This is a genomic window from Aquabacterium sp. TM01 (assembly GCF_057808345.1).
This window is the reverse complement of sequence record NZ_AP046529.1, coordinates 671,298-696,600: the sequence shown is the minus strand read 5'-3', so window position 1 is coordinate 696,600 and position 25,303 is coordinate 671,298. Positions and strand designations below refer to the sequence as shown.

18 protein-coding genes are annotated in these 25,303 nt (G+C 67.9%); 12 read left to right on the top strand and 6 right to left on the bottom strand.

Going from position 1 to position 25,303, the window contains the following annotated elements:
- Positions 1–8: 8 nt before the first annotated feature.
- The 5 genes from AC3WW4_RS03215 (at position 9) to AC3WW4_RS03195 (ending at position 6,948) form a co-directional block, all read left to right on the top strand.
- The gene (locus tag AC3WW4_RS03215; RefSeq protein ID WP_488826951.1) at positions 9–1,205 is read left to right on the top strand and encodes an acyl-CoA dehydrogenase family protein; all 1,197 of its coding nucleotides are present in this window, start codon (positions 9–11) and stop codon (positions 1,203–1,205) included.
- A gap of 25 nt (positions 1,206–1,230) precedes the next feature.
- Positions 1,231–2,367 carry an acyl-CoA dehydrogenase family protein gene (locus tag AC3WW4_RS03210; RefSeq protein ID WP_488826950.1) on the top strand — a complete coding sequence of 379 codons (1,137 nt, stop codon included), beginning with the start codon at positions 1,231–1,233 and terminating at the stop codon, positions 2,365–2,367.
- A 16-nt stretch (positions 2,368–2,383) separates the two neighbouring features.
- Positions 2,384–4,087, top strand: a complete 1,704-nt coding sequence (locus AC3WW4_RS03205; RefSeq protein ID WP_488826949.1) for a long-chain fatty acid--CoA ligase — start codon at positions 2,384–2,386, stop codon at positions 4,085–4,087.
- A 35-nt stretch (positions 4,088–4,122) separates the two neighbouring features.
- Positions 4,123–5,316, top strand: a complete 1,194-nt coding sequence (locus tag AC3WW4_RS03200; RefSeq protein WP_488826948.1) for an acyl-CoA dehydrogenase — start codon at positions 4,123–4,125, stop codon at positions 5,314–5,316.
- Between the two features lie 189 nt (positions 5,317–5,505).
- Complete coding sequence (locus AC3WW4_RS03195) at positions 5,506–6,948, top strand: GGDEF domain-containing protein (RefSeq protein ID WP_488826947.1); 1,443 nt, start codon at positions 5,506–5,508, stop codon at positions 6,946–6,948.
- Between the two features lie 15 nt (positions 6,949–6,963).
- Here the strand turns inward: AC3WW4_RS03195 and AC3WW4_RS03190 are convergent, their stop codons facing one another.
- Positions 6,964–7,845 (bottom strand): acyl-CoA thioesterase, encoded by an 882-nt coding sequence (locus AC3WW4_RS03190; protein WP_488826945.1) that lies wholly within the window; start codon positions 7,843–7,845, stop codon positions 6,964–6,966.
- A gap of 116 nt (positions 7,846–7,961) precedes the next feature.
- Here AC3WW4_RS03190 and AC3WW4_RS03185 point away from each other — a divergent pair, with 116 nt between their 5' ends.
- The 3 genes from AC3WW4_RS03185 to AC3WW4_RS03175 all read left to right on the top strand — a co-directional run bounded on the left by AC3WW4_RS03185 (position 7,962) and on the right by AC3WW4_RS03175 (position 13,368).
- Positions 7,962–8,897 carry a histone deacetylase family protein gene (locus AC3WW4_RS03185; protein ID WP_488826944.1) on the top strand — a complete coding sequence of 312 codons (936 nt, stop codon included), beginning with the start codon at positions 7,962–7,964 and terminating at the stop codon, positions 8,895–8,897.
- Between the two features lie 91 nt (positions 8,898–8,988).
- On the top strand, positions 8,989–9,816 hold the full coding sequence (locus tag AC3WW4_RS03180) for a class I SAM-dependent methyltransferase (RefSeq protein WP_488826942.1): 828 nt from the start codon (positions 8,989–8,991) through the stop codon (positions 9,814–9,816).
- Between the two features lie 72 nt (positions 9,817–9,888).
- Positions 9,889–13,368 (top strand): MASE3 domain-containing protein, encoded by a 3,480-nt coding sequence (locus AC3WW4_RS03175; protein ID WP_488826941.1) that lies wholly within the window; start codon positions 9,889–9,891, stop codon positions 13,366–13,368.
- On the opposite strand, the gene AC3WW4_RS03170 is transcribed toward AC3WW4_RS03175, so the two are convergent.
- On the bottom strand, positions 13,357–14,637 hold the full coding sequence (locus tag AC3WW4_RS03170; RefSeq protein WP_488826940.1) for a sensor domain-containing diguanylate cyclase: 1,281 nt from the start codon (positions 14,635–14,637) through the stop codon (positions 13,357–13,359). The two genes, AC3WW4_RS03175 and AC3WW4_RS03170, sit on opposite strands and share 12 nt — an antisense overlap.
- 206 nt (positions 14,638–14,843) lie before the next feature.
- Between AC3WW4_RS03170 and AC3WW4_RS03165 the strand changes: the two genes are divergently transcribed.
- Genes AC3WW4_RS03165 through AC3WW4_RS03155 form a run of 3 tightly spaced genes read left to right on the top strand, consistent with a single transcriptional unit; the run spans position 14,844 to position 19,684 of the window.
- A complete protein-coding gene (locus AC3WW4_RS03165) occupies positions 14,844–16,019 on the top strand; it encodes a cyanophycinase (RefSeq protein WP_488826939.1) in 1,176 nt (391 codons plus the stop codon).
- A 37-nt stretch (positions 16,020–16,056) separates the two neighbouring features.
- The gene (locus AC3WW4_RS03160; protein ID WP_488826938.1) at positions 16,057–16,983 is read left to right on the top strand and encodes a histone deacetylase family protein; all 927 of its coding nucleotides are present in this window, start codon (positions 16,057–16,059) and stop codon (positions 16,981–16,983) included.
- Between the two features lie 7 nt (positions 16,984–16,990).
- Positions 16,991–19,684, top strand: coding sequence for a bifunctional acetate--CoA ligase family protein/GNAT family N-acetyltransferase (locus AC3WW4_RS03155; protein WP_488826937.1), 2,694 nt, complete (start codon positions 16,991–16,993; stop codon positions 19,682–19,684).
- A gap of 34 nt (positions 19,685–19,718) precedes the next feature.
- Here the strand turns inward: AC3WW4_RS03155 and AC3WW4_RS03150 are convergent, their stop codons facing one another.
- From AC3WW4_RS03150 to AC3WW4_RS03135, 4 genes are all read right to left on the bottom strand, one after another.
- Positions 19,719–19,913, bottom strand: coding sequence for a hypothetical protein (locus tag AC3WW4_RS03150; RefSeq protein WP_488826936.1), 195 nt, complete (start codon positions 19,911–19,913; stop codon positions 19,719–19,721).
- Between the two features lie 129 nt (positions 19,914–20,042).
- Positions 20,043–20,357, bottom strand: a complete 315-nt coding sequence (locus AC3WW4_RS03145; RefSeq protein ID WP_428020612.1) for a hypothetical protein — start codon at positions 20,355–20,357, stop codon at positions 20,043–20,045.
- Positions 20,358–20,413: 56 nt separating this feature from the next.
- Positions 20,414–21,583 (bottom strand): methyltransferase, encoded by a 1,170-nt coding sequence (locus tag AC3WW4_RS03140; RefSeq protein ID WP_488826935.1) that lies wholly within the window; start codon positions 21,581–21,583, stop codon positions 20,414–20,416.
- Positions 21,584–21,606: 23 nt separating this feature from the next.
- Positions 21,607–22,545 (bottom strand): 1-phosphofructokinase family hexose kinase, encoded by a 939-nt coding sequence (locus tag AC3WW4_RS03135; protein WP_488829683.1) that lies wholly within the window; start codon positions 22,543–22,545, stop codon positions 21,607–21,609.
- A 174-nt stretch (positions 22,546–22,719) separates the two neighbouring features.
- Between AC3WW4_RS03135 and AC3WW4_RS03130 the strand changes: the two genes are divergently transcribed.
- Positions 22,720–25,245, top strand: a complete 2,526-nt coding sequence (locus AC3WW4_RS03130) for a chemotaxis protein CheW (RefSeq protein WP_488826934.1) — start codon at positions 22,720–22,722, stop codon at positions 25,243–25,245.
- Positions 25,246–25,303 lie beyond the last annotated feature (58 nt).

The window sequence follows — 25,303 nt, the reverse complement described above, 5'->3', positions numbered from 1 at the left end:
GCACCAACATGGACCTGAATTTCACCCCTCAGGAAGAAGCCTTCCGCGCCGAGGTGCAACGCTTCCTGAACGACGACGTGCCCGCGCGCCTCAAGCAAAAGGGCGACGCAGGCAAGCGCTTCACCAAGGCCGACTTTGAAGAATGGCACGCGCTGCTGAACCAGAAGGGCTGGCTGGCCTCGGGCTGGCCGGTCGAGTACGGCGGCACGGGCTGGAGCGTCGTCGAGAAGTTCATTTTCGACAACGAGTGCGCGCTGGCCCACACGCCCCGCATCCAGCCTTTCGGCGTGGCCATGGTGGCCCCCGTCATCATCAAGTACGGCAGCGAAGCGCAAAAGCGCTACTGGTTGCCGCGCATCCTCAACGGTCAGGACTGGTGGTGCCAGGGTTACTCTGAACCCGGTGCCGGCTCCGACCTGGCCTCGGTCAAGACCACCGCCGTGCGCGATGGCGACCACTACGTCATCAACGGCCAAAAGACCTGGACCACCCTGGGGCAGCACGCCAACATGATCTTCTGCCTGGTGCGCACCGACCGTGATGCCAAGCCCCAGCAGGGCATCAGCTTCGTGCTGGTCGACATGGCCACCCCCGGCATCGAGATCCGCCCCATCATCATGCTCGACGGCGAGCACGAGATCAACGAAGTCTTCTTCACCGACGTGCGCGTGCCGGTGGCCAACCTGGTGGGCGAAGAGAACAAGGGCTGGGACTGCGCCAAGTACCTGCTGACGCACGAACGCACCAACATCGCTGGCGTCGGTCACTCGGTGGCCGGCCTGGAGCGCCTCAAAGCCCTGGCCTCGCGCGTGCAGAAGAACGGCAAGCCGCTGGACCAAGACCCGCTGTTCGCCGCCCGCATCGCCAAGGTCGAGATCGACCTGGAAAACATGAAGACCACCAACCTGCGCGTGATCGCCGCCGTGGCCGGTGGTGGCGTGCCCGGTGCGGAGAGCTCGATGCTCAAGATCAAGGGCACCGAGATCCGTCAGGAAATCCTGTCGCTGACCCGTCGCGCCCTGGGCCCCTACGCCCTGCCTTACATCCAGGAAGCGCTGGACGAGGCCTACACCGAGGCGCCCATCGGCCCGCAGGAATCGGCCTTTGCGGCATCGCACTACTTCAACTATCGCAAGCTGTCGATCTACGGCGGCTCCAACGAAATCCAGAAGAACATCATCTCCAAGATGATCCTGGGTCTGTAAGCATCGACTGGCGAGGAACACAACCATGAACTTCAACCAATCCGACGACCGTCGCATGCTGGCTGATTCGCTCGACCGCTACCTGGCCGAGCAGTACAGCATCGAAACCCGTCACGCCATCAGCAAGTCGGCCACCGGCTACAGCGCCGAGCAGTGGGCCCAGTTCGCCGAGCTGGGCCTGATCGGCGCCCTGTTCACCGAAGAGCAAGGTGGCTTTGGCGGCACCGGCTTTGACATCGCCACCGTGTTCGAATCCCTGGGCCGCGGCCTGGTGGTCGAGCCCGTGCTGGCCACGGCCGTGCTGGCCGGCTCGGCCATTGCCCATGCAGGCAACGACGCCCAGAAGGCCCTGATCGAAGAGATCATCGGCGGTGGCCTGATCGCCACGCTGGCCCACGAAGAAGCCGATGCCCACTACGCGCTGAACCGCGTCAGCACCCGTGCCACCCGTGACGGCGACCACTACGTGATCGACGGCGCCAAGGCCGTCGTGCCCTTCGCCGACCAGGCCCAGCAGATCGTGGTCTCGGCCCGCACCAGCGGCAATGTGGACGACGAAGCCGGCCTCTCGCTGTTCGTCGTGCCCGCGGGTACCGCCGGCCTGAGCATCCGTGCCTACGGCAATGTGGACGGCACCCGCGCGGGTGAAATCACGTTCAGCCAGGTACGTGTGCCCGCCTCGGCCCTGCTGGGCGCCGAAGGCCAAGGCCACGCCACGCTGGAGCACGCCGTCGGTCGTGGCCTGCTGGCCCTGGCGGCCGAGTCGCTGGGTGCGATGGAAGTGTGCAAGAAGGCCACCATCGAGTACCTGCAGACCCGCAAGCAGTTCGGCAAGGTCATCGGCAGCTTCCAGGCCCTGCAACACCGCATGGCCACCGTGCTGCTCGAAATCGAGCAGGCCCGCTCGGCCGTCATCAACGCCGCCTCGGCCCTGGACGGCAGCGACCGCATCGCCCGTGAGCGTGCCCTGTCGGCCGCCAAGTACACGGTGGGCAAGACCGGCGCCCTGGTGGCCGAAGAGTCCATCCAGCTGCACGGTGGCATCGGGGTGACCTGGGAGCTGCCCATGCCGCACTACGCCAAGCGCCTGATCATGATCGACCATGTGCTGGGCGACGAAGACCACCACCTGCAGCGCTTCATCGCGCTGGGTCAGGCCTGAGCCTCAGACTGACAGCATGTCCGATCGCCACCTTGCTCACTGGCCCGACCAAGTGCCCCGGCACCTGGACGTCCCCGCCACGCACCTGTACGCCAACGTCGAGCGTGCTGCCGCGCAGCACCCCGACAAGCCGTACTTCATCTTCTACGACACGCCCCTGAGCTACGGGCAGTTCCATGTCGAGACCGAGCGGCTGGCCGGCTACCTGCAGCAAGTCTGCGGCGTGCGCAAGGGCGATCGCGTGCTGCTCTACATGCAAAACAGCCCGCAGTACGCACTCGCGTACTACGCCATCTTGAGGGCTGATGCGGTGGTGGTGCCGGTCAACCCGATGAACCTGACGGACGAACTCCGTCACTACGTCAGAGATGCCCAGGCCACCACCATCTTCGTGCCGCAGGACCTGTACCACCACGTGCAGCCCCTGCTCAACGAAGGCGTGCACGAGGCGCCGGACAGCGAAGGCCTGCGCCACGCCATCGTCGCCACCTACAGCGACTACCTGACCGAGCCGACCGACCTGCGCGTGCCGCCCTTCGTGACCGAACCGCGTCGCAGCTTCAGCGATGCGGGTGCCGTGGCCTGGATGGACGCCCTGGCCGCCAACCTGTCGCCCAGCCCCATGACGGCCGGCCCCGACGACATGGCCGTGATGCCCTACACATCAGGCACCACCGGCCATCCCAAGGGTTGCGTGCACACGCACCGCAGCGTGATGTACAACACCATCGCGCGCCACGTGTGGCTCAAGTCCAGCGCTGACACCGTGATGCTCGCGGTGCTGCCCTTCTTCCACGTGACGGGCATGCAGAACGCGCTCAATGGCGCGATCTACCTAGGCGCCACCGCCATCGTGATCCCGCGCTGGGACCGCGACGTGGCGCTGCAGTGCATCGGCCGCTACAAGGTGACGGCCGCCCAGCTGATCTCGACCATGGTGGTGGACATGCTGTCCCACCCGAATCTCGATGCGTTCGATCTGTCCAGCCTGAACAGCGTGGGCGGTGGCGGCGCGGCCATGCCCGAAGCCATCGCGCAAAAGCTCAAGAACCTGGTGGGGGCCGATTACATCGAGGGTTACGGCATGTCCGAGACCATGGCGGCCACCCACATCAACCCCACCCAGCGCCCGATGAAGCAGTGCCTGGGCATCCCCATTTTCGATGTGGATGCGCGCGTGGTGGACCCATCCACCTTTGCCGAACTGCCCGCCGGCGAGATCGGCGAGATCATCGTCCACGGCCCCCAGGTCATGCGCGAGTACTGGCGCGCCCCTGACGCCAACCGCGACAGCTTCGTCGAGATCGACGGCAAGCGCTTCCTGCGCACGGGCGACTTGGCCTATGCCGACGAGCACGGCTATTTCTTCATGGTCGACCGCCTCAAGCGCATGATCAATGCCTCGGGCTTCAAGGTCTGGCCCGCCGAAGTCGAAGCCATGCTGTATCACCACCCGGCCATCCAGGAAGCCTGCGTGATCGCGGCGCAAGACCCGCGCCGCGGTGAAACCGTCAAGGCCGTCGTCGTGCTCAAGCCCGATCACGTCGGCACCGTCACCGAGCAAGAGATCGTTGAATGGGCCCATGACCACATGGCCGCCTACAAGAGCCCCCGCATTGTCAGCATCGTCGACCACCTGCCCAAGTCCGCTTCGGGCAAGATCCAGTGGCGTGAGCTGCAAGACCGCGAGCTCAGCCCCCCTTCGGCCGCTCAAGCCTGAACCCTCTGCCCTGCCACCACCCCAAGGAACCCCTCATGTCTGCACACGCCAAAGCCACTTTCCAATGGGATGACGCCCTGCTGCTGGACCAGCAGTTGACCGATGACGAACGCGCCGTGCGCGACGCCGCCCGCGCCTACTGCCAGGACAAGCTGGCCCCGCGCGTGCTGGAAGCTTTCCGTCACGAGAAGACCGACCCGTCCATCTTCCGCGAGATGGGCGAGCTGGGCCTGCTGGGCGTGACCATCCCCACCGAGTACGGTGGCTCCGGTCTGAACTACGTCTCTTACGGCCTGGTGGCCCGCGAAGTCGAGCGCGTGGACTCGGGCTACCGCTCGATGATGAGCGTGCAGCACTCGCTGGTCATGGTGCCCATCAACGAATTCGGCACCGAAGCGACCAAGCGCAAGTACCTGCCCAAGCTGTGCACCGGCGAGTACATCGGCTGCTTCGGCCTGACCGAACCCAACCACGGCTCCGACCCCGGCAGCATGATCACCCGCGCCACCAAGGTGGAAGGTGGCTACAAGCTCAGCGGCTCGAAGATGTGGATCTCGAACTCGCCGATCGCCGACGTGTTCGTGGTCTGGGCGCAGTGCAACGAGAACGGCAAGGACGCCATCCGCGGCTTCGTGCTGGAGAAGGGCTGGAAGGGTCTGAGCGCCCCCGCCATCCACGGCAAGGTCGGCCTGCGTGCCTCCATCACCGGTGAGATCGTGATGGACGAAGTGTTCGTGCCGGAAGAAAACGCTTTCCCCGAAGTGCGTGGTCTGAAGGGCCCCTTCACCTGCCTGAACAGCGCCCGCTATGGCATCTCCTGGGGCGCCCTGGGTGCGGCCGAGGACTGCTACGCCCGCGCCCGCCAGTACGTGATGGACCGCAAGCAGTTCGGCAAGCCCCTGGCGGCCAACCAGCTGATCCAGAAGAAGCTGGCCGACATGCTCACCGAGATCACGCTGGGCCTCCAAGGCAGCTTGGCCCTGGGTCGCCTGAAAGACGCCGGCAAGGCCCCGGTCGAAGTGACCTCGATCATGAAGCGCAACAACTGCGGCAAGTCGCTGGACATCGCCCGCATGGCGCGCGACATGATGGGTGGCAACGGCATCTCCGACGAATTCGGCGTGGCCCGTCACCTGGTCAACCTCGAGGTGGTCAACACCTACGAAGGCACGCACGACATCCACGCCCTGATCCTGGGCCGTGCGATCACCGGCTCGGCCGCTTTCTGATCGCGCGCTGACCGCCCCGACCCGCCCCACAGCCCCTTGCGAGGGGCTGTGTGCGTTGCACGCGCCAAACCGAGGTCATCGTGGAAAATCCCGGTCACTCCGGGTAGTTTTCACATGTTGAACGCCGGCATCACCCCTCACAATGGTTCGTCGTTGATTTTTGCCCCCTGTCGGCGCCCCTGACACGCCATGTCCGCTCAACTGCAGCCACCCGCCTCGCTTCGGCCCTTGGTCACGGCCAAGCCTGAAACGCTCTGGCGCGCGGTGTTCGAGCAATCCCACCTGGGCATCGTGCTGATCGATCCGGCCACCGACCGCATCATCGACCTCAACCAGCGCTTCGCCGACCTGGCCGGCCGCTCGCGTGAGGCGCTGCGCGGACAGGACTGGATGCACCTGACCCACCCCGATGACCTCGCCCATGAGGTCACGCACAAGACCCAGTTGCGCGAAGGCCGCATCGCCTGCTTCCTGCGCGACAAGCGCTATGTGCACCCCGACGGCAGCGTGCTGTGGGTACACGTCAACGAAACCCGCGTGACCGTGGCCGAAGGCGAGCCCCCGTGCTTTCTGGCCATGGTGGAAGACGTCACCGAGCCACGCCAGACCCGCATGGCGCTGCGCGCCGAACGTGAAGCGGCCGCACGCCAGGAACAGGAACGCGCCCTGCGCCAGACGCAGGAGTTGCTCCACATGGCCGAGCGCGCTGCGGGGGCCGGGGCCTGGGATTGGGACATGCGCACCGAACGCCTCAACTGGTCGCCGGCCATGCTCCAGCTGTTTGGCCTCGACCCACAGCACGATCGGGCCCACTTCGACACCTGGCGCGCCCTGGTCCACCCCGACGATCTGCCCGACGCCGAGCGCGCCCTCGAAGAGTCCATCCGCGATCGCCGTCCGTTCGTCGCCTCTTACCGCATCGTGCGCAACACGGGCGAGATGCGCTGGATCGACGCCTACGGACAGGTCCGCTACGACGCCGACGGCTCCCCCCTGCACTTCACCGGCCTGTGCATCGACGCCACCTTGCGTCACCACGCCGAAGCACAGATCCGCCAGCTCAACGCCGAGCTGGAATCCAAGGTCGAGGCCCGCACCGCCGAACTGGCGTACGCCAATGCGGCGCTGCACCGCCTGGCCCGCCACGATGTGCTCACCGGCCTGCCCAACCGCCTGGCGGCCAACGAGCGCCTGCGCGAAGAGTGGTTGCGCATGAGGCGCAGCCACCTGCCCTACGCCGTGCTCATGATCGACGTCGACCACTTCAAACGGGTCAACGACCAGCATGGCCATGCCGTGGGCGACCAGGTGCTGCAGCGGGTGTCGCAATGCCTGCGCGGCCCCTTGCGGGAGAGCGACTTCGTCTCACGTTTCGGCGGCGAGGAGTTCCTCGTCCTGCTGCCCCACACCGATGAGGCGGGCGCCTGCATGGTGGCCGAGAAACTGCGCCAAGCGGTCGAGAGCGCGCCCGATCCCACCGCCGGACTGGTCACCATCAGCGTGGGCCTGGCGATGGCCGAGCCCACACAGGACGACCAGGACGCCCCCGTCCAGATGGCCGACGCACGCCTGTATGCCGCCAAACAGGGTGGCCGCAACCGCGTGGTACACCGCGTCCTGGCGCACGGGTGAACCACGCAGGGCGCCTCAGCCCTTCCTGATCTGGCGCATCATGCCTTCCTGCATGACCGAGGCGACCAGGCGACCATCGCGCGAATAGTAGCGACCCGAGCACAGCCCGCGCGCGCCACCGGCGCTCGGCGAGTCGATCACGTACAGCAGCCAGTCATCCAGACGGAAATCACGGTGGAACCACATCGCGTGGTCCAGGCTGGCCAGGCGCACATCGCCGCGCAGCAGGCTCAGGCCATGCGGCTCGGTGGCGGCCAGCAACAGGCCGTGGTCGGACACATAGGCCAGCAGGGCGCGGTGCACCAGCGGATCGTCGGGCAAGCGGGCCAGCGAGCGCACCCACATGGCTGAGCCCCCCGTGCGAGGCTGCGGGTTCATCGGATGCAGCGGCGAGATGCGGCGCAACTCCAGCCCACGCGGGCCCAGCAGCTTTTCGCGGTAGGGCATCGGCAACAGGTGGCGAATGGCATCACGCCCCACGCTCTCGGGCACCAGGCCCTCAGGACCTGGGTGCGTCGGCATCGGCACCTGGTGCTCCGGGCCCTCGTCGGCCGTCTGGAAGGAGGCCGTCAGCTCGAAAATGATCTTGTCGCTCTGGCGCGCCACCACGCTGCGCATGCTGAAGCTACGCCCATCGCGCACGCGGTCCACCTCGTAGGTCACCGGCGCGTGTTCGCCGGGCAGCAGAAAGTAGGCGTGCAGCGAGTGCACCATGCGGTCGGCGGGCACCGTCAGGCTGGCGGCCATCAAGGCCTGGCCCAGCGCCTGCCCGCCAAACAGCGCGGGCGTGCCGATGTCATCGCTTTGCGCCAGAAAATGGTCATCGCCCTGGGGTGCCAGGCGCATCAGTTCCACCAGGCGGTCCACGTCGGGGTGATGGGGCAGCAAATCGCTCATGTCAGCCTTCATACAACGTCAGTTGTGCAAGGTCATGAGTATGTACCGAGGACGAATCGGCTGCAGCCCACCGGCCCGCCTCGCAGAACCGACGCGCAAGCCGCACAATCATTTCCGTGCAAGCCTTCTACGCCGACCATTTCGTCCTGCCCCTGCCCGATGGGCACAGCTTCCCGATGGCGAAGTACGAGATGCTGCGCGACCAGATCACGCAGCACCTGCCCGAGGTCACGCTGCAACAGGCCGAGCCGGCCGACGAGGCCGCCCTGGCCCTGGTCCACGACCCCGCCTACATCGACGCGGTGCGCGAGGGCACGCTGAGCCCCGCGCAGCAACGCGAAATCGGCTTTCCCTGGAGCCCCGGCATGAACGAGCGCGCCCGCCGCTCCGTGGGAGCCACCGTGCAAGCCTGCCGCGTGGCGCTGTCGGGCGAGGGCGTGGCGGCCAATCTGGCCGGTGGCACCCACCACGCCTATGCCGACAAGGGGAGCGGCTTTTGCGTGTTCAACGACGCGGCCGTGGCCGCCCGCCTGATGCAGATCGAGCGCTTGCGCGCCGGCATCGACCCGCCCTCGCGCCCTCTGCAGGTGGCCATCATCGACCTGGACGTGCACCAGGGCAATGGCAGCGCCAAAATCTTTCGCGGCGACCCCAGCGTCTTCACCCTGTCGCTGCACGGCGCCAAGAACTTTCCCTTTCGCAAGGAACCCAGCGACTGCGACATCGAGCTGCCCGACGGCTGCACCGACGAGCCCTACCTTGCCGCGCTCGAGCAGGGCCTGGCCGAGGTCGAACGACGCTGCGAGCCCGGTCTGCTGATCTACCTCGCTGGCGCCGACCCGCACGAAGGCGACCGCCTGGGCCGCCTGCGCCTGAGCGATGCCGGCCTGGCCACCCGCGACCAGCGCGTGTTCGACTGGGCCTGGCAGCACCACCTGCCTGTGGCCATGGCGATGGCCGGCGGCTATGGGCATGACATTCGCACCACGGTGCAGGTGCAACTGAACACCTACCGCATTGCCCTGGCGGCGTGGGCGCGCTGGCGGAGTTGACCTTCGGGCAAACCCCAGGCCCATCCGCGCCCCCGTGCCACCCCTGTCCGATAAACTGAAGCGCTGACCTACACACCAAGGGGGCGCAGTTTTGAGATCGGTCGATGGCCTGCAAGACGCCTTGCCCCCGGTGTGCCGCACCTTGCTCATCCCGCTGGTGGCCCGTGCATGCGGCGGCGAATGCTTCCCTGCGCTGGCCTGCGAAGATGCCGCGGCCGTGCAGCTCCTCGGCCAGCTCAAGCTGGACCTGCAGCCCTACCTGCAAGACCGCGCCACGGTGCAGAACATCCTGTGGCGCACCCGGGTCATCCAGCAAGCCGGCCAGGCCTTTTTCCGCGAACACCCGGACAGCCTGGGCGTGAACCTGGGCTGCGGCCTGTCGCAGCACTTCCAGTGGCTGGACCAGGGCCACAACCACTGGCTCGACACCGACCTGCCCGAGGTCATGGCCCTGCGGACCCGCTGCCTCAACCCGGACAGCCCGCGCCAGCACCACGCCGAACTCGACCTGCGCACGCCCGGCTGGTGGCAGCGCCTGGGCCTGCCCAGCGGCCCCGCCCACAAGCCCGTGTTCGTGCTGTGCGAAGGCGTGCTGATGTACCTGAGCCCGGCCCAGGTGCAAGCCGTGCTGGCCGAGTTTGCCGAGCAGGCGCCCCCCGGCTCACAGATGATGCTCGACACCATGTCCCAGGTGGGGCGCGGCATGGCCCGCCTCCACCCCACGGTGGGCCCCACCGGCGCGCAGTTCTTGTGGTGCCCGGCCAGCCAGGCCGAACTCACCCGCCCCCACCCCCGGCTGCGCCTGCACAGCCGTCGCAGCGTGGCCGAGTGCTATGGCTGGCTGGGCGCGGTCACCGAGGCCTGCTGGATGCCCTGGACCGGCACGCCCATGTACGCCATGACCACGCTGTCGGTCTGACGCCCGTCACGTTCCGCACACCACAACCCGCTAGACTGAGATCCATCCCGGCATCTGCTTGTGCGCCCCATCGTGACCGTCCCCTCTCCCTTGCCTGACACCGCCTGGTCGACGTCCACACGCGGGCCGCTGCGCGCCCTGCTGCCCCCCACCCTCATGGCCCTGGCCACCTGGTGGGCCAGCCAGCACGGCTATCTCCTGGGGCACATGCTGGCCGAACTGATCTCGGCCGTGGTGGCCTGGACCGCCTTGGCCGTGGCCACCACTTCGGTGCAGTTCACCCGCAACCACTTCGTGGTGTTCATCGCTGTGGGCATCGGCTGGTGTGCGGGGCTCGACCTGCTGCACAGCCTGACCTTCAAGGGCATGCAGCTGCTGCCCGTGGACAGCGCCAACCCCGCCACCCAGTTCTGGGTCGCCGCGCGCTTCCTGCAAGCGGCCACCTTGCTGCTCGCCCCCCTGATGCTGCGCCGCATGCTGCCCGTGCTGCCGCTGCACCTGGCGTTCGGCAGCTGGACGGTGTTGTGTGTGCTGCTGATCACCACGGGCCACTTCCCCACGGCCTACATCGACGGCCAGGGCCTGACGCCGTTCAAGATCTACGCCGAGTACCTCATCATCGCCATGATGGGCGTGGCGGCTGCACTGTTCTGGCGCCGACGGGCGCTGATGCCGGCACACCTGCTGCACCGACTGCTGGCCGCCGCCCTGGTCATGATGGCCGCCGAATTCGCCTTCACCCGCTACGTCAGCGTGTACGCCAACGCCAACCTGGTGGGCCACCTGCTCAAGATCTACGCCTACTGGTTCGTGTACGACGCCCTGGTGCAGCACACCCTGCAGGCGCCCTTCGACATGCTGGCCCGCACGGCCAGCCGCTACGATGCCGTCCCCGATCCGACCGTGATCGTGGCCGAAGACGGCTCCATCGTGCAGGCCAACCAGGCCACGGCAACGTGGTTGGGCCAGTCCGCCGAAGCCCTGGTCGGCCAATCGGTTCACACCCTGCTGCACGCGCCCCACGACGCCACCGGCACTTGCCCGGTCTGCCAGCGCATGCAGCAGACCCACACCAGCTTCCTGATCACTCAGGAGCTGCCCGGGCAACGCACCGTGGAATACCACATGGCCCCGCTGCAAGGCGAGGGGCTGCACACGGCCTGGGTCCAGGTGCTGCGGGACGTCACCGAGCGCGAGCGCCTGAGCCGCGAGCGCGAGAGCCTGGTGCATGAGCTCAACGAACGCGTCAAGGAGTTGCGCGGCCTGCACGGCGTGGCTGACCTGCTCAAGGCCCCACACCTCGACCTGCCCGGCAAGCTGGCCAAGCTGGTGGACCTTCTGCCGCCCTGCTTTGTCTTGCCCGATCAGGCTCAGATCTGCATCGACAGCAGCTGGGGGCATTTCGGCAGCACCCTGCCCAGCCCGCGGCCACGCCGCCACCTGCAGGCCAGCATCGAGCGCAACGGGGTTCTGGTGGGCCACCTGCACGCCTGGTACCCCGACGAACTCGACGCTCCCCTGGCCTTCTTCCTGCCCGAAGAACGGGACCTCCTCGTCAGCGTGGCCGCCCAACTCAACGAAACCCTGCAGCGCATGCAGGCTGCCGAACGCGTCCAGCGCCTGACTTCCCTGTACGAGATGCTGAGCGCCACCAACCGCGAGGTGACGCGGCGCCACACCCGAGAAGAGATCCTGGCCGCCCTGCTTGGCGTCCTGCGCAGCCATGGCGCCTTTCCCGCGCTGTTCATGGCCCTGAGCGACACCCCCGGCCCGACGCTGTACCTGCATCACGGTTTGGCGCCCGAGCAAACCGAGACGCTGAGCGGCCTGCTGACGCAGGCGATGGGCCCCTTCGAGGCGGTTCAGGCCGACCTGAGGCAGAGCCCGGTCACCACCCAGAGGGTGCCCTTGCCCGCCCCGCGCCCCGTCGGCGCCCTCCTGCCGCCCTCGCCCACCGATGTCTGGCACCACAGCCTGCTGAACCAGGGCCTGAGCCACCAGGCCTGCGTGGCCCTGCGCTGTGAAGGTCTACTCGTGGGCTTTGTGGCCCTGTACGCACGCGGCCTGAGCGACTTCGATGCAGAACAGACCCGCCTGCTCGAAGACATCGCCAACGAAGTCCAGGCCACGCTGGAGCGCGCCGCCTCCCAGGCCCGCAGCGCCAGCGCCGAAGAGACCGCCGAGCAGATGGCACGGCGCTTCGAGCAGGTGTTCCAGGCCACCCCGGTGCCGATGCAGCTGCACCGCCGCTCGGACCTGAAGATCCTCGCGCTGAACGCCGCCCACCAGCGGTGGCTGGGCTACGCCTTGTCCGACATCCGCAACGAAGACCACTGGTTCGAGCTGGTGCTCCCCGACCCGATGGAGCGCAAGCACCTGCAACGCCATTGGCATGACAACCTCGCGCGCTGCCAGGATGGCCAATCCGGCACCTCGCCCGAGCTGACCCTGCACTGCAAGGACGGCAGCGTCCGGATCGCTCGCGGCACCTTTTCGGTGGCCGACAACGACGTGATCGTGGCCTGGACCGACCTGACCGACATCCGCCGCAGCGAACAGGCGCTGCGCGACAGCGAACAGCGCTTCCGCAGCATGGTGGAGCAGACCATCAGCGGCATCTTCGTGCGCCGCCAGAGCCATTTCATCTACGTCAACCCACGCTTTGCCGAGATCCTGGGCTACACACCCGACGAACTCATCGGGCAGGACGCGCTGCGTTTCGTCGTGCTCGATGAGGGGGCGAACTCCGCGGACCACCTGCGCGCGCGCCAAAACCAGGTCGACGATGGCACCTTGCCCAACGACAGCACCAGCGTGCCGGTGCGTCGCAAGGACGGTCGCGTGATCGAGCTGGGTCTGCACGCCAAGCGCATCGTCTGGGACGACGGTCTGCCGGCGACCATCGTGATGGCGCAGGACATCACCGACCGCAAGCAGGCCGATGACCAGATCGCCGGCTATGTGCAGCAGCTCGAAGCGGCCATGCGGGGCACCCTGCAGGCGGTCTCCAACATGGTCGAGATGCGCGACCCCTACACCGCCGGGCACGAACGTCACGTGGGACTGATCGCCGCGGCCATCGCCCGCGAGCTGGGCTGGGACGAGGCCCGCTGCAAGGACCTGGAGCTGATCGGCCTGGTGCACGACATCGGCAAGATCGCCGTGCCCTCGGAGATCCTGACCAAACCCACGCGCCTGACCCAGCTCGAAATGGAGCTGATGAAGGGCCACGCCCAGGCGGGCTACGAGATCCTCAAGGACGTGCCCTTCCGCACCCCGGTGGCCGAGATCATCCGCCAGCACCACGAGCGGCTCGATGGCAGCGGCTACCCACGTGGCCTGCAGGGCGACGAGATCCTGCCCGAAGCGCGGGTGCTGGCCGTGGCCGATGTGCTGGAGTCCATGTCCTCACACCGGCCCTATCGCCCCGCCGTGGGCCTCGACGCCGCCCTGGCCGAGCTGGAGAGCCACCAGGGGCAACGGTATGACCCTGAGGTGGTTGCCGCCACCGTGCGCCTGATGCGCGAGCGCGGCTACCGCTTACCTCAGTGAGATCTGGTTGCGCCCGGCATGCTTGGCGCTGTAGAGCGCCTGGTCAACGCGCTCGATGAGGCTGGCCAGGGTTTCGTGCGACTGCAACTCGGCCACGCCCATGGACACCGTCACGCGGCCGACCTCCGCGTGCGCGACCTGGGCCAGCCGCTCGCGCAGGCGCTCGGCCTGCAACTGGGCCGCCACCGCCTCACAGTAGGGCAACACCAGCAAGAACTCCTCGCCGCCCCAGCGCACCACGCTGTCGGAGGCGCGCACGCCGGCCCGCAACACCGCGGCCACGCGCTGCAAGACCTGGTCGCCCACCGGGTGCCCCCAGGTGTCGTTGATCTGCTTGAAGTGATCGATGTCGGCCAGGATCACGCAACACCGCTTGTGCCCTTCGCGGGCGGACAGGAAGGCCCGCTCCAGCGCCCACTCCCCCGCGCGGCGGTTCAGCAACTGGGTCAGCGCATCGCGCGTGGCCTGCTCCCGCAAGGTCTGTTCGGTGCGCGCACGGGCGGTCTGATCGCGGATCAGGCTGACAAAGTGCGTGACCGTCCCGTCGGGGCCTCGAACCGGGGAGACGGTCTCCTCGCAATGGATCAGGTGCCCCTGCTTGTGCCGATTGATGAACACCGCCCGGAAGGTCTGGCCGGCCTGAATCGCCTGCCACAGCCGTGCGTAGAAGGCTTCGTTGTGCTCACCGGATTTCAGGATGGCCGGGCTCTGTCCCAGGGCTTCGACCCGGCTGAAGCCGGTGATCTGCTCGAAGCCCTGGTTGACGAATTCGATCTCGCCCTGGGCATTGGCAATCATCACCGCATCCTGGGCCGCATCCTGGGCCGCGTCCAGCGCCTTGGCCAGCAACTCGCTGGTCGCCCATGCGTCGGTCACCGCGCTGATGTCTTGCTGCACCGACACGTAATGGGTGACCACGCCCTGCTCGTCCTTGACGGGCGAAATGTTCCACTCCACCGTGTAGGGACTGCCATCCTTGCGGTAGTTGACCGTCGCGCCCCGAAAGAAGCGCTGCGCCTGCAGGCACTCCCGCAGGGTCTGGATCACTTCGGGGCTGGTCAAGGGGCCTTGCAGCATCCGGGGCGTCTGCCCGAGCAACTCCGCCTCGCTGTAACCCGTCATCTGGCACAGCGCGGGGTTGGCGTACACGATGCGCGGACCCTGCGGACCCGGCAGCGCATCGGTGATCATCACCGCGTTGAACGACTGCGCCATGGCCAGGCGGAGCAACTCTGCCTCCAGCCCCGCCGCCTCATCCTGAACACCCATCTGCCGCCTTGTTGTCATGGCCCCTGTCCGAAACTGCCTGCGCCACACGGCGCGCCTGGTCAGCAGCCGAAAGTGGCAGTCTAGGGCATCCGCCGTGCCCGAGAAACCGGCACAACCCACACCGCCCTTGATATCGCGCAAGCCCCTCGACGGGCAGCGGCTTACCGTGGCAACATCACGCTGTCCGATTTCGCGAAGGAGCTGCCATGACCCTGCCCCTGCTCGTTGGCGCCGCACGGGTGCCCTCGTCCCGCCTCTGGCTGGCGCGCTGGCTGCTGGGCCTGGCACTGTGCGCCCTGCTCAGCGTGGCCCACGCGGGCAAGAAGCCCTACAGCTACTTCATCACCGGCAATGCCGACGCGCCGGTCAACGTGAGTGTCCCTCCAGACACCCCCTCGCTGGTCCTGATGGGCGGCGGGCCTGACGTGGACCCCGCCTTTCGCTGGATGATCCAGCGTGCCGGGGTGCGCCCTGGCACGGGCGGTCGCCTGGTCGTGATCCGTGCCACCGGCACCGAGGCCTACAACCCCTATATCTATTACAGCGACGCGGCCAACGGCACATCGAGCCAGCCGGCCGATGGCTGGGTGGGTGGTGCAGCCCTTGGCCTCAGCGCGGTCGAAACCCTGGTGATCCCGAGCATGGCCGCGGCCAACGACCCGTTCGTCAATGCCGTGGTGGCGCGCGCCGACGCGGTGTTCATTGGCGGCGGGAACCAAAGCGACTACATCAAGTACTGGAAAGGCACGGCCCTGGACCGCACCCTGCAGGCCTTGCTGGCCCGCAACGCCCCGCTGGGCGGCACCAGCGCCGGCTTGGCCGTGCTGGGTCAGTTCGACTTTGCGGCCCTCAAAGGGACCGTCACCTCGGACGATGCCCTGGCCAATCCCTACAACCGCTATGTCACCCTCGACCCCTCCCCGCTGAGCCTGAACGGCGGCTTCATCGCGCCCCCGGCGCTGCGTCACACCATCCTTGACTCGCACCTCGACTCCCGTGACCGCATGGGGCGGCTCATCACCTTCATGGCCCGCCTGGTGGCCCCGGCCAGCGGCACGGGCTGCCCCGGTGGCATTGTGGCGGCCCACAACGCCCGCGCCATCGGCATCGGCGTGGAAACCGCCTTGTTGGTCGAAGGTCAACGCAGCAGTTATGTGGCTCGACGCGTGACCAACCCCTCCACGACCACCGAAAGCGCCGTCTACTTCCTGCGCCCCTTGCAAGGACCCACCACCTGCGCTTCGGGCTCGCCCTTGAGCATGTCCACGGTCGAGATCCGCAAGCTCGCCGACGACAGCGTGTTCGACCTCGGCACCTGGAGCGGCGCCAGCCCGTATTACGTGGATGCAATCTCCGGCTTGCTGAGCAGCAATCCTTACTGACCCCGCCGGCCCCCCGACCTCCTGACAGGAGTTGCCTTTGCTGTCCGCCTACATCACCCACCCCGCGTGCGCCCGGCACGAAATGGGCCCGCACCACCCAGAGTGCCCCGAGCGCCTGGGCGCGATCAACGACATGCTGCTGACCAAGGGCTTGCTCGACTACATGGCCCCCTACGACGCCGAACCGGCCACAGTGGCCAATCTGGAGCGTGCCCACGCCGCCCTGTATGTGCAGGAGCTGTTTGCCGCCTCCCCCACCGAGGGCTACCACCACGTCGACCCTGACACCAGCATGAACCCGCACACGCTGCAGGCCGCCCTGCACGCCGCAGGCGCCGTGGTGCAGGCCACCGACCTGGTGCTGGGCGGCAAGGCCCCGTCGGCCTTTTGCAATGTGCGCCCGCCCGGTCACCATGCCGAGCGCGCCTCGGCCCAGGGATTCTGTTTCTTCAACAACGTGGCCGTGGGCATCCGCCACGCGCTGGACGTGCATGGCCTGTCGCGCGTGGCCCTGATCGACTTTGACGTGCACCACGGCAACGGCAGCGAAGACATCCTGCGCGGCGACGAGCGCGTGCTGATGTGCTCCATCTACGAGCGAGGCCTGTTCCCTGACTCGGGCGAGGCCCATGACGGCCCCAACATGGTCAACGTGGGCCTGCCCGCACGTGTGGGCAGCGACGCGTTCCGTGAGGCCGTGCTCATGCAATGGCTGCCTCGGCTGGAGGCGTTCCAGCCCGAACTGATCTACATTTCCGCTGGCTTCGATGCGCACCGCGAAGATGACATGGGCAACCTGGCCCTGGTCGAGGCCGACTACGCCTGGGTGACCCAGCAGATCATGCGCCTGGCCGACCGCCACTGCCGCGGTCGGGTCATCTCCTGCCTGGAGGGCGGCTATGCCCTCAGCGCCCTCGCTCGCAGTACCGCAGCCCACGTCCGTTCACTCATCGGCGCCGACTGACCCCCCCATGGACCAACATTTCCTCACCCCCCTGTTCGCCCCCAGCACGGTCGCCATCTTTGCCGGCCCGTCCGATGACCCCGAGCAACTGACCGAACAAGCTCGCCTGCTGCACCCGGCCTTGCGGGCTCAGCGCTTCACCGGCACCTACCGCTTCATCGACATCCGCGCCACCAGCGGCACCCTGGCCGACCTGGCCTCGGCCAAGGCCGACCTGGCCATCATCGCGCTGCCGTTTGCCGACATCGCACCCGCCATCGAGCTGGCCAGCCGCATGGACTGCACAGCCGTGATGGTGCTGTCCTCGGGCATCAACGCCGAGCAGGCCGAGGGGCTGCACAAGGTCGCGCAACAGGCTGGTGTGCACCTGCTGGGCCCCAACGGCCTGGGCATCCAGCGCCCGCCCTCGCAGCTCAACGCCAGCGTGGCCGGCCCCCTGGCGCGCAGCGGCAGCCTGGCGCTGGTGTCGCAGTCGGGCTCGCTCACCTCGTCCATGCTCGACTGGGCGGCCAGCAACGCCGTAGGCTTCTCGTCCGTGGTGTCCCTGGGCCCGCATTCGGCCCTCGACATCGCCGACGTGCTCGACTTCCTGGCCGCCGACCGCCAGACCCACAGCATCATCATCTACATGGAGGGCATCTCCAACGCCCGCCGCTTCATGAGCGCACTGCGCTCGGCCGCCACCGCCAAACCGGTGGTCATCCTCAAGGCGGGCCGCAAGCAGGCCGGCAATGAGGCGGCGCAAACGCACAGCAGCGCCATCGTCGGCAGCGACGATGTGTTCGATGCGGCCCTGCGCCGTGCGGGCGCCGTGCGCGTGCAGTCCTTCGTGGCGCTGTTCTCGGCCGCCAAGTGCCTGGCCTCGCGCTACCGCCCGGTGGGCCGCCACCTCGCCATCATCACCAATGGCGGTGGCCCCGGCGTGCTGGCGGCCGACTGGGTCACCGAGATCTCGCTGGAACTGGGCCGCCTGTCCCCCGACTCGGCTGCTGCGCTGCTGCCGCAACTGCCGACAGGCGCCTCGCTGACCGACCTGATCGACCTGTCGCAAACGGCCGGCCCCGAGCATTACCGCGTCGCCCTGCAAGCTGCAGCCAAAGACCGCCAGATCGACGGCGTGCTGGTCATCTTCTCGCCCAAGATCGGGGTGGACGCGGCCGAGGTCGCCAAGGTGCTGGCCGACGTCCACCGCACCATGGGCAAGCCCCTGCTGACCTGCTGGATGGGCGAGGCCTCGGTGGGCGAAGGCCGCGCCGTGCTCAAGAGCGCCGCCATCCCGACCTTCCGCACGCCGGAAGCGGCCGTGGGCGCCTTTGGCAACATCGCCAATTTCGCGCAAAACCAGCTGCTGCTGCAGCAGACGCCGCCGCCCGCCTCCACGTTGGCCGAGCCCGACATCGAAGGCGCGCGCCTGGTCATCGAGAGCGTGCTGACCGAGCGCCGCAAGGTGCTCACCGAGATGGAGTCCAAGACGCTGCTGGCGTCCTTCCACATCCCGGTCACCGAAACCATCCTGGCGCGCACCGCGCCCGAGGCCATGATGATCGCGATGCAGCTGGGCTTCCCGGTGGCACTCAAGATCGACTCGCCCGACATCACCCACAAATCCGACGTGCAAGGCGTGGTGCTCAACGTGATGAACGGCACCCAGGCGCGTGACACCTTCACCGACATGGTTGAGCGCGTGCGCCGCGCGCAGCCGACCGCGCGCATCAATGGCGTGACGGTGCAGAAAATGGCGCGCAACCGCCGTGGCCGCGAGGTGCACATCGGCGTGGTGACCGACGACCCCTTCGGCCCGGTGATCGTGTTCGGTGCGGGCGGCACCATGATCGAGCTGATCAACGACCGCGCGATGGAGCTACCGCCGCTCAACCAGTTCCTGGCCCGCCACCTGATCAACCGAGCCCGCGTGGCCGAGACCCTGGGCGACTGGCGCGGCGCCAATGCCGTGAACATGGAGGCGCTCGAGCAGTTGCTGCTGCGCGTCTCCGAGATGGTGTGTGAGCTGCCGCAGCTGCGCCAGATGGACATCAACCCCATCATCATCGACGAGGATGGCGCCGTGGCGGTGGACGCGCGCATCGTCATCGACCATGCACCGCAGAACCTGACCGGGCGTCCCAACAGTTACCAGCACCTGTCCATCCTGCCCTACCCGGCGCGCTACGAACAGGTCTGGCCGCTGCGGGGCGGGGGCGAGTACACGATCCGGCCCATCCACCCGGATGACGCGCAGATGCTGCAGACCTTTGCCAAGGGCCTGTCGTCGGAGAGCCGTTACTTCCGCTTTGCCTCGGCCATGACGGAGCTGCCGGCCAACATGCTCTCGCGCTTCACGCTGATCGACTACGACCGCGAGATGGCCCTGGTGGCCGTGGTCAAGGAGCGCCACGCCGACGCCGAGGGCGAGATCACCGAAACCGAACGTGTGGTGGGCGTGTCGCGCTACATCACCAACCCGGACCAGTCGACCTGCGAGTTCTCGCTGGTGGTGGCCGACGACTTTGCCGGCAAGGGCCTGGGCTCACGCCTGATGGAGAGCGTCATGGACGTGGCCCGCGAAAAGGGCCTGAGCGAGATCATCGGCCTGGTGCTGGTCAACAACGGCAACATGCTGAAGTTGATGCGCAGCCTGGGCTTCACGGTCAAGCCCAATCCGGAGGACCCGGACTTCCGCCTGGTCACCCACACGCTGTGAGGCGAAAAAAGGGGGCGTGAGGCCCCCTGGTCGTTCAGTGCAGCGTGGCGGTCGCACCGTCCGGATCGAAATCCATCAGCACGCTGGCGCCTTCGAGCACCTTCCACAGGTGGGTGGGCATCTGCAGGATGCGATCGGGGGTGCGGGCCTGGCGCACCCAGGCACCGATTTCGGTGTGCTGGTCTGCGGTGAGCAGGTTCAGTGCGAGCATCTCGTCGAGCAACATCATGGCACCCTCCTTTCCGATGTGATTCCACTATCGCACAGGTGGGGCTGACGTGGCGCCAAAACAAGAGCGCCCCCACGAGACGAGGGGGCCACCCTGTGACCCATGTCACAGGGAACGTGGATCACGGTCTCAGTTCGGGCCGGCCGCGAACAGCGCGGCAGCGCGGGTCTTGATTTCCAGCAGCTCGTTGACGCTCACGGAGTACTGGCCGGTGGTCTTGTTGACGTCGACGCGGAACTCGACTTCCTTGCCGCGGTTGCGCAGGATGCCGACGCTGAACTCGTAGTCCTCGCGGTCGCAGGGCAGGCCCTGGGTGTCCACGTCGTAGTCTTCGTAGTCGACGCGGCTGATATCGCCACTGGCCATGTCCAGCAGGCCGGTCGCATGGACCTCGTCGTCTTCGCTGAACTCTTCGACGATGTTGATGGGCACTTTCAAGTCCACGGGGATACCTTTTGGGGGAGAAAAATGAGGGGCAGGGGGGCGGATTCTGGCATGGATCAGGCAGCTGGGGCAGCGGCCGCCACCGCCAGGCCCAGCCGCCACAGGGACGTGACCTCGGCGGCGCGGGCGGCGTGCAGCGGGTCGGCGGGGTCGCTGGCCTTGCCATGGCGGGGGCGGATGTCCAGACGGCCCAGCACCTGCAGGCCGGCGGCCTCGATCCAGCCCAGCAGCTCGGCGCGACTGCGCAGGCCCAGGTGCTCGGCCAAGTCCGACAGGATCAGCCAGCCTTCGCCGCCCGGGGCGAGATGCGGCGCCAGGCCTTGCAGGAAACCGCGCAGCATCTGGCTGTCAGGGTCGTAGACGGCTTGCTCGACGGACGAATGGGGCCGCGCCGGAACCCAGGGCGGGTTGCACACCACCAGGGGCACGCGGCCGCTTGGGAACAGATCGGTCTGCAGCAACTCGACCTGGGGCAGCACGCCCAGGCGTTGCAGGTTCTCGCGGGCGCAGGCCAAGGCGCGCGGGGCCAGGTCGGTGGCGCGCACACGTTGGATGCCACGGCGCGCCAGCACGGCCGCCAGCACGCCGGTGCCGGTGCCGATGTCCCAGGCTTCGCTGTGGGGCTGCAGCGCGGCCGGCAAAGGGGCATTGGCCACCAGGTCCAGGTACTCGCCACGCAGCGGTGAAAACACACCGTAGTGCGGGTGGATGGCGGCCTGCAGCGCCGGGATGGCCACGCCTTTCTTGCGCCACTCGTGGGCGCCAATCAGGCCCTGCAGCTCGCGCAGCGACAGCACATAGGCCTCGTCGGCCGGGCCATCGGCTTCGGTGCAGGCCGCGGCCACGTCCGGCGCACGGCGCAAGGCGATGCGGTGGCCGGCTTCCACCGGGATCAGCACCTGCCCCAAAATGCGCGCGCGCTCGGCCTGGCGCTTGCGGTGCAGGTGAAAGGCCTGCGCCGGGTCAGGGGCCCCCTCACGGCCCCGTGTCTCGCGCTTGTCGAGGCGGCGCACCAGCGCCTGCAGCAGCTGGCGCGCGTTGTGGAAATCGCCCTGCCACAGCAGGGCCGTGCCCTCGCAGGCCAGGCGGTAGGCGCGGTCAGCCGGGGTCTGGTCGTCGGCCACCACCACGCGACGCGGCGCGGGCACGCCCGATTCGCTGCGCCAGCGGGCGGTGTGGGTCAGGCCGCTCGCGTCGGTCCAGGTCAGGGTGGGGTGGTCGCTCATGAGGGGGCGATGGTAGCCCGTCCTCAGGCCGCAGTCACCACCACCTCATGGCGCAGGCGCGCCACATCGGCCGGATCGCACAGGTTCGTGCCCGGCGACAGCAAGGCCGCCGCCCCCGACGCCATCGCGTAGCGGAAGGCCTCGTCCAGGGCCTTGCCTTCGCTGAGCGCCCACACCAGACCGCCCACGAAGCTGTCGCCCGCGCCAATCGTGCTGGCCAAACTCACCTTCAGGCTGCGTGCCCGCCAAGCCTGGTCAGCGGTCACCAGCAAGGCCCCGTCCTCGCCCAAGGACAAGGCCACGATCTGGGCCTGTCCCTGCGCGATGATCTGGCGCGCGGCATCACGCCACGAAGCCTCGTCCGGCAAGGGCTGGCCGGTCAGCTCGCGCAGCTCACGCAGGCTGGGCTTGACGAGGTAGACGCCCGCGGCCAGCGTCTCGGCCAGCGCCGCCCCGTTGGAGTCCAGCACCAGCCAGCCGCCCACCTCGCGCACACGCCGCGCCAGGCGGGCATAGAAGTCCAGCGGCACGCCCGCCGGCAAGCCCCCGCTGACCACCACATAGCGCGCCTGCGCCAGGCCCGCCACCACCGCGTCCAGGCAGGCCGTCCACTCGGGCTCGCTCAGCGTCGGGCCGGGCAGCACGAAGCGGTAGTCCTGCCCTGAACTCAGCTCATGCACCGAAAAACTCTCGCGGGTTTCGCCTGCAATGGGCACGACCTGCGAGGGCACGCCCTCGGCGTCCAGCAAGGTGCTGAGCTCCCGACCCAGCGGGCCGCCAGCGGTGTAGATCGCCGTCACCCGGCTGCCCAGACGGTGCATCACCCGCGCCACATTGATGCCGCCGCCGCCCGGATGGGTCTGGGGCGCACCACAACGCAGCTTGTGCACCGGCTCGACCCGGTCGATGGCCGTGGAGATGTCCAGGGCCGGATTCATGGTGAGGGTGAGGATGTCGGACATGCGCAAAGGAAAGGTCACAAGGCAACCGCCATCCTAAAGCGAGCAGCGGCAAAAGATCACACCTCATCGGTCCGGATGCACAAGATGGGTGCACAGCTGGCCCGCCTCTTGCGTGCGTCCCCGCTCATGTCTGACACAAGAACATGGGCACCGACCCATGAGAAAGCGCCGAGCATGAACCTGGACGACTACCTGCCCTACATGCGCGATGTGGTGCGCTGCGAAGCCTCGCTGCGCGAGCTCAACCTGATGTGGCGCGTGATCGAGGCCATGGCCGAGATGAACTGCGGCGACGACGCCAGCGGCCTGCTGCCCATGATCGCGGCCACCCGCCAAGGTTTCGAGCGCCTGGAGCGCGACCTCGTCGACAGCCTGGTGCGCCAGCGCGTGGACAACGTCATGGCCGAGGTCGGCACCCAGGCGCGCGACGTCATCGACATCGTCGTGCGCAACCTCTACGAGCGCACCGCCGACGTCGGCTTTCTGGCCACCGACCGCGAGCTGTGCGAGTACGTCGCCGGCCTGCGCACCGACCGCGACAGTGCCGTGGAGCGCCTGCGCGCCTACCGCGACAAGTACACCGTGTACCAGGAGATCATCCTGCTGGACACCCAGGGCGCCGTGCTCGCCCACATCGACCCGCTCTCGCCCATCGAGGGCAGCCGCGACCCGCTGATCCCCGCCACGCTGGCCAGCGAGACCCACGTCGAAACCTTCCGTGCCACCGACCTGCGCCCCGGCGCCGGCCCCGCGCTGGTCTATTCCCAGCGCATGCTGCACCCGCAGACCCAGGCCGTGGTCGGCGTGCTGTGCCTGGTCTTCCATTTTGAAGACGAGATGCGCGGCATCTTCGAGGCCCGCCACCGCGACGATGCGCGCTACAACATCCTGCTGCTCGATGGCGCCAACCGCGTGCTGGCCAGCGCCGACGAGGCCTGGATTCCGCGCGGGGTGCGCGTGCCCGTCAACCGCTCGGGCCAGCCTGAGCTGTGCATCCACGGCGGGCGCAAGTACCTGACGCAAACCTTTGCCACCCAGGGCTACCAGGGCTACCCCGGCCCGCCGGGCTGGCAAGGCCAGGTGATGGTGCCACTGGACGTGGCCTTCACCCAGAGCGGCGCGGGCATCCTTGATCAGCTCGACGAGGCCATCGCCGAGGGCCTGCTGTCGCACGCTGCCTCCTTTTGCCCGCCGCTCTACGAAATCATCCAGGCCGCCGACACCGTGCGCCGCGTGGTCTGGAACGGCGAGGTGATGGCCGCCGGTGACCAGCGCGACCTGCGCCAGCTCAAATCGGTGCTGGCCCAAATCAGCGACAACGGCGCGCGCAGCAACCAGCTGTTCTCGGGCGCCATCCGCGACCTCTACGACGCGGCGCTGGCCTCCAACCTGGAAGCGGCCGACTTCACCACCCGCCTGATGGTCGACCTGCTCGACCGCAACCTGTACGAGCGCGCCAACGACTGCCGCTGGTGGGCGATGACGCCCGAGCTGCGCCGCACGCTGGCGCAAGCCCACCCCACGGCGGCTGACCTGCAGCAGCTCAACGCCATCCTGGCGCACATCAACGGCCTCTACACCGTCTACACCCAGCTGGTCGTTTACGACCAGCACGGCCGCGTCGTCGCCTCCTCACGCCCCACCACACCCGATGGCCACCCGGTCATCGGGTCGAGCATCGATGCCACGGCCCTCGCCGCCACGCTGTCCCTCAGCCACGCCCAGCAGTACCACGTCAGCGGCTTCGAGCCCTCGCCGCTCTACCAGGGCCGGCGCACCTACACCTATCACGCCGCCATCCGCGATCTGGACGACCCCAGCCAGGTCGTCGGGGGCATCGGCATCGTGTTCGACTCGGCCGTCGAGTTGCACGCCATGCTCCAGGGTGGCCTGCCGCTCATGGCCCAGGCCCAGGCGGTCTATGTCGACCGCAACGGCCTCGTCCTCGCCAGCACCCTGAACGAGGTCGCCACCGGCACCCGCTTTGCCTTGCCCGCCGAGTTCCACCAACTCCAGCGCGGCGAGTCCCGCGCCCGCATCGTCGTGCGCGATGGCCAGTACGTCGTGATGGCCGCCTGTGTCTCCAGCGGCTACCGCGAGTTCAAGGTCAGCGACGGCTACCAAGACGATGTGCTGGCCGTGTGCTACTGGCCGCTGGGCGAAGTCCGCTCCCTGCAGCGGGACCCCGCCCATCGCCGCGAAGCCGCGCTGCTCGAGCGCAAGGTGCTGCCCCACTGCGAGCAGTTCGCCACCTTCTTCGTGGACGACGGCCTCTTTGCCCTGCCCGCCACCGCCGTGCTCGAAGCCCTGCCGGCCACCCAGCTCAAGCGCGTCTCGGCCGACCCGGCCCGGCACCGTGTCGGCCTGCTGGCCCGCCACCGCGACGGCCGCATCGTCAAATACCTGTGGGTATTCGACCTGTTCGGCCTGCTCGGCCTGCCCGAAAGCGACCAGCTCGGCAGCCAGGTCATCGTGTTCCAGCACCAGGGCGTCGAAGTCGGGCTGCTGGTGGGCGACCTGCACGCGGTCCCCGCCTTCGAGGCCCAGCAGATCTCCCAGGCCCCCGCCCTGCCCGGCAGCGCGGGCCAGGTCATCAGCCACCTGATCCGCGCCAACCAGGGCAAGCTGCTGATCCAGCTGCTGGACCCCAACGCGCTGGCCGCCCGGCTGAAGCCCGAAGCCACGCTGGCGGTGCGCTGAGCCCGTCACGTCGCCCCGCCCCACAGCGGTGTGACGTCCCCTTACCAAGGGGTGGGCG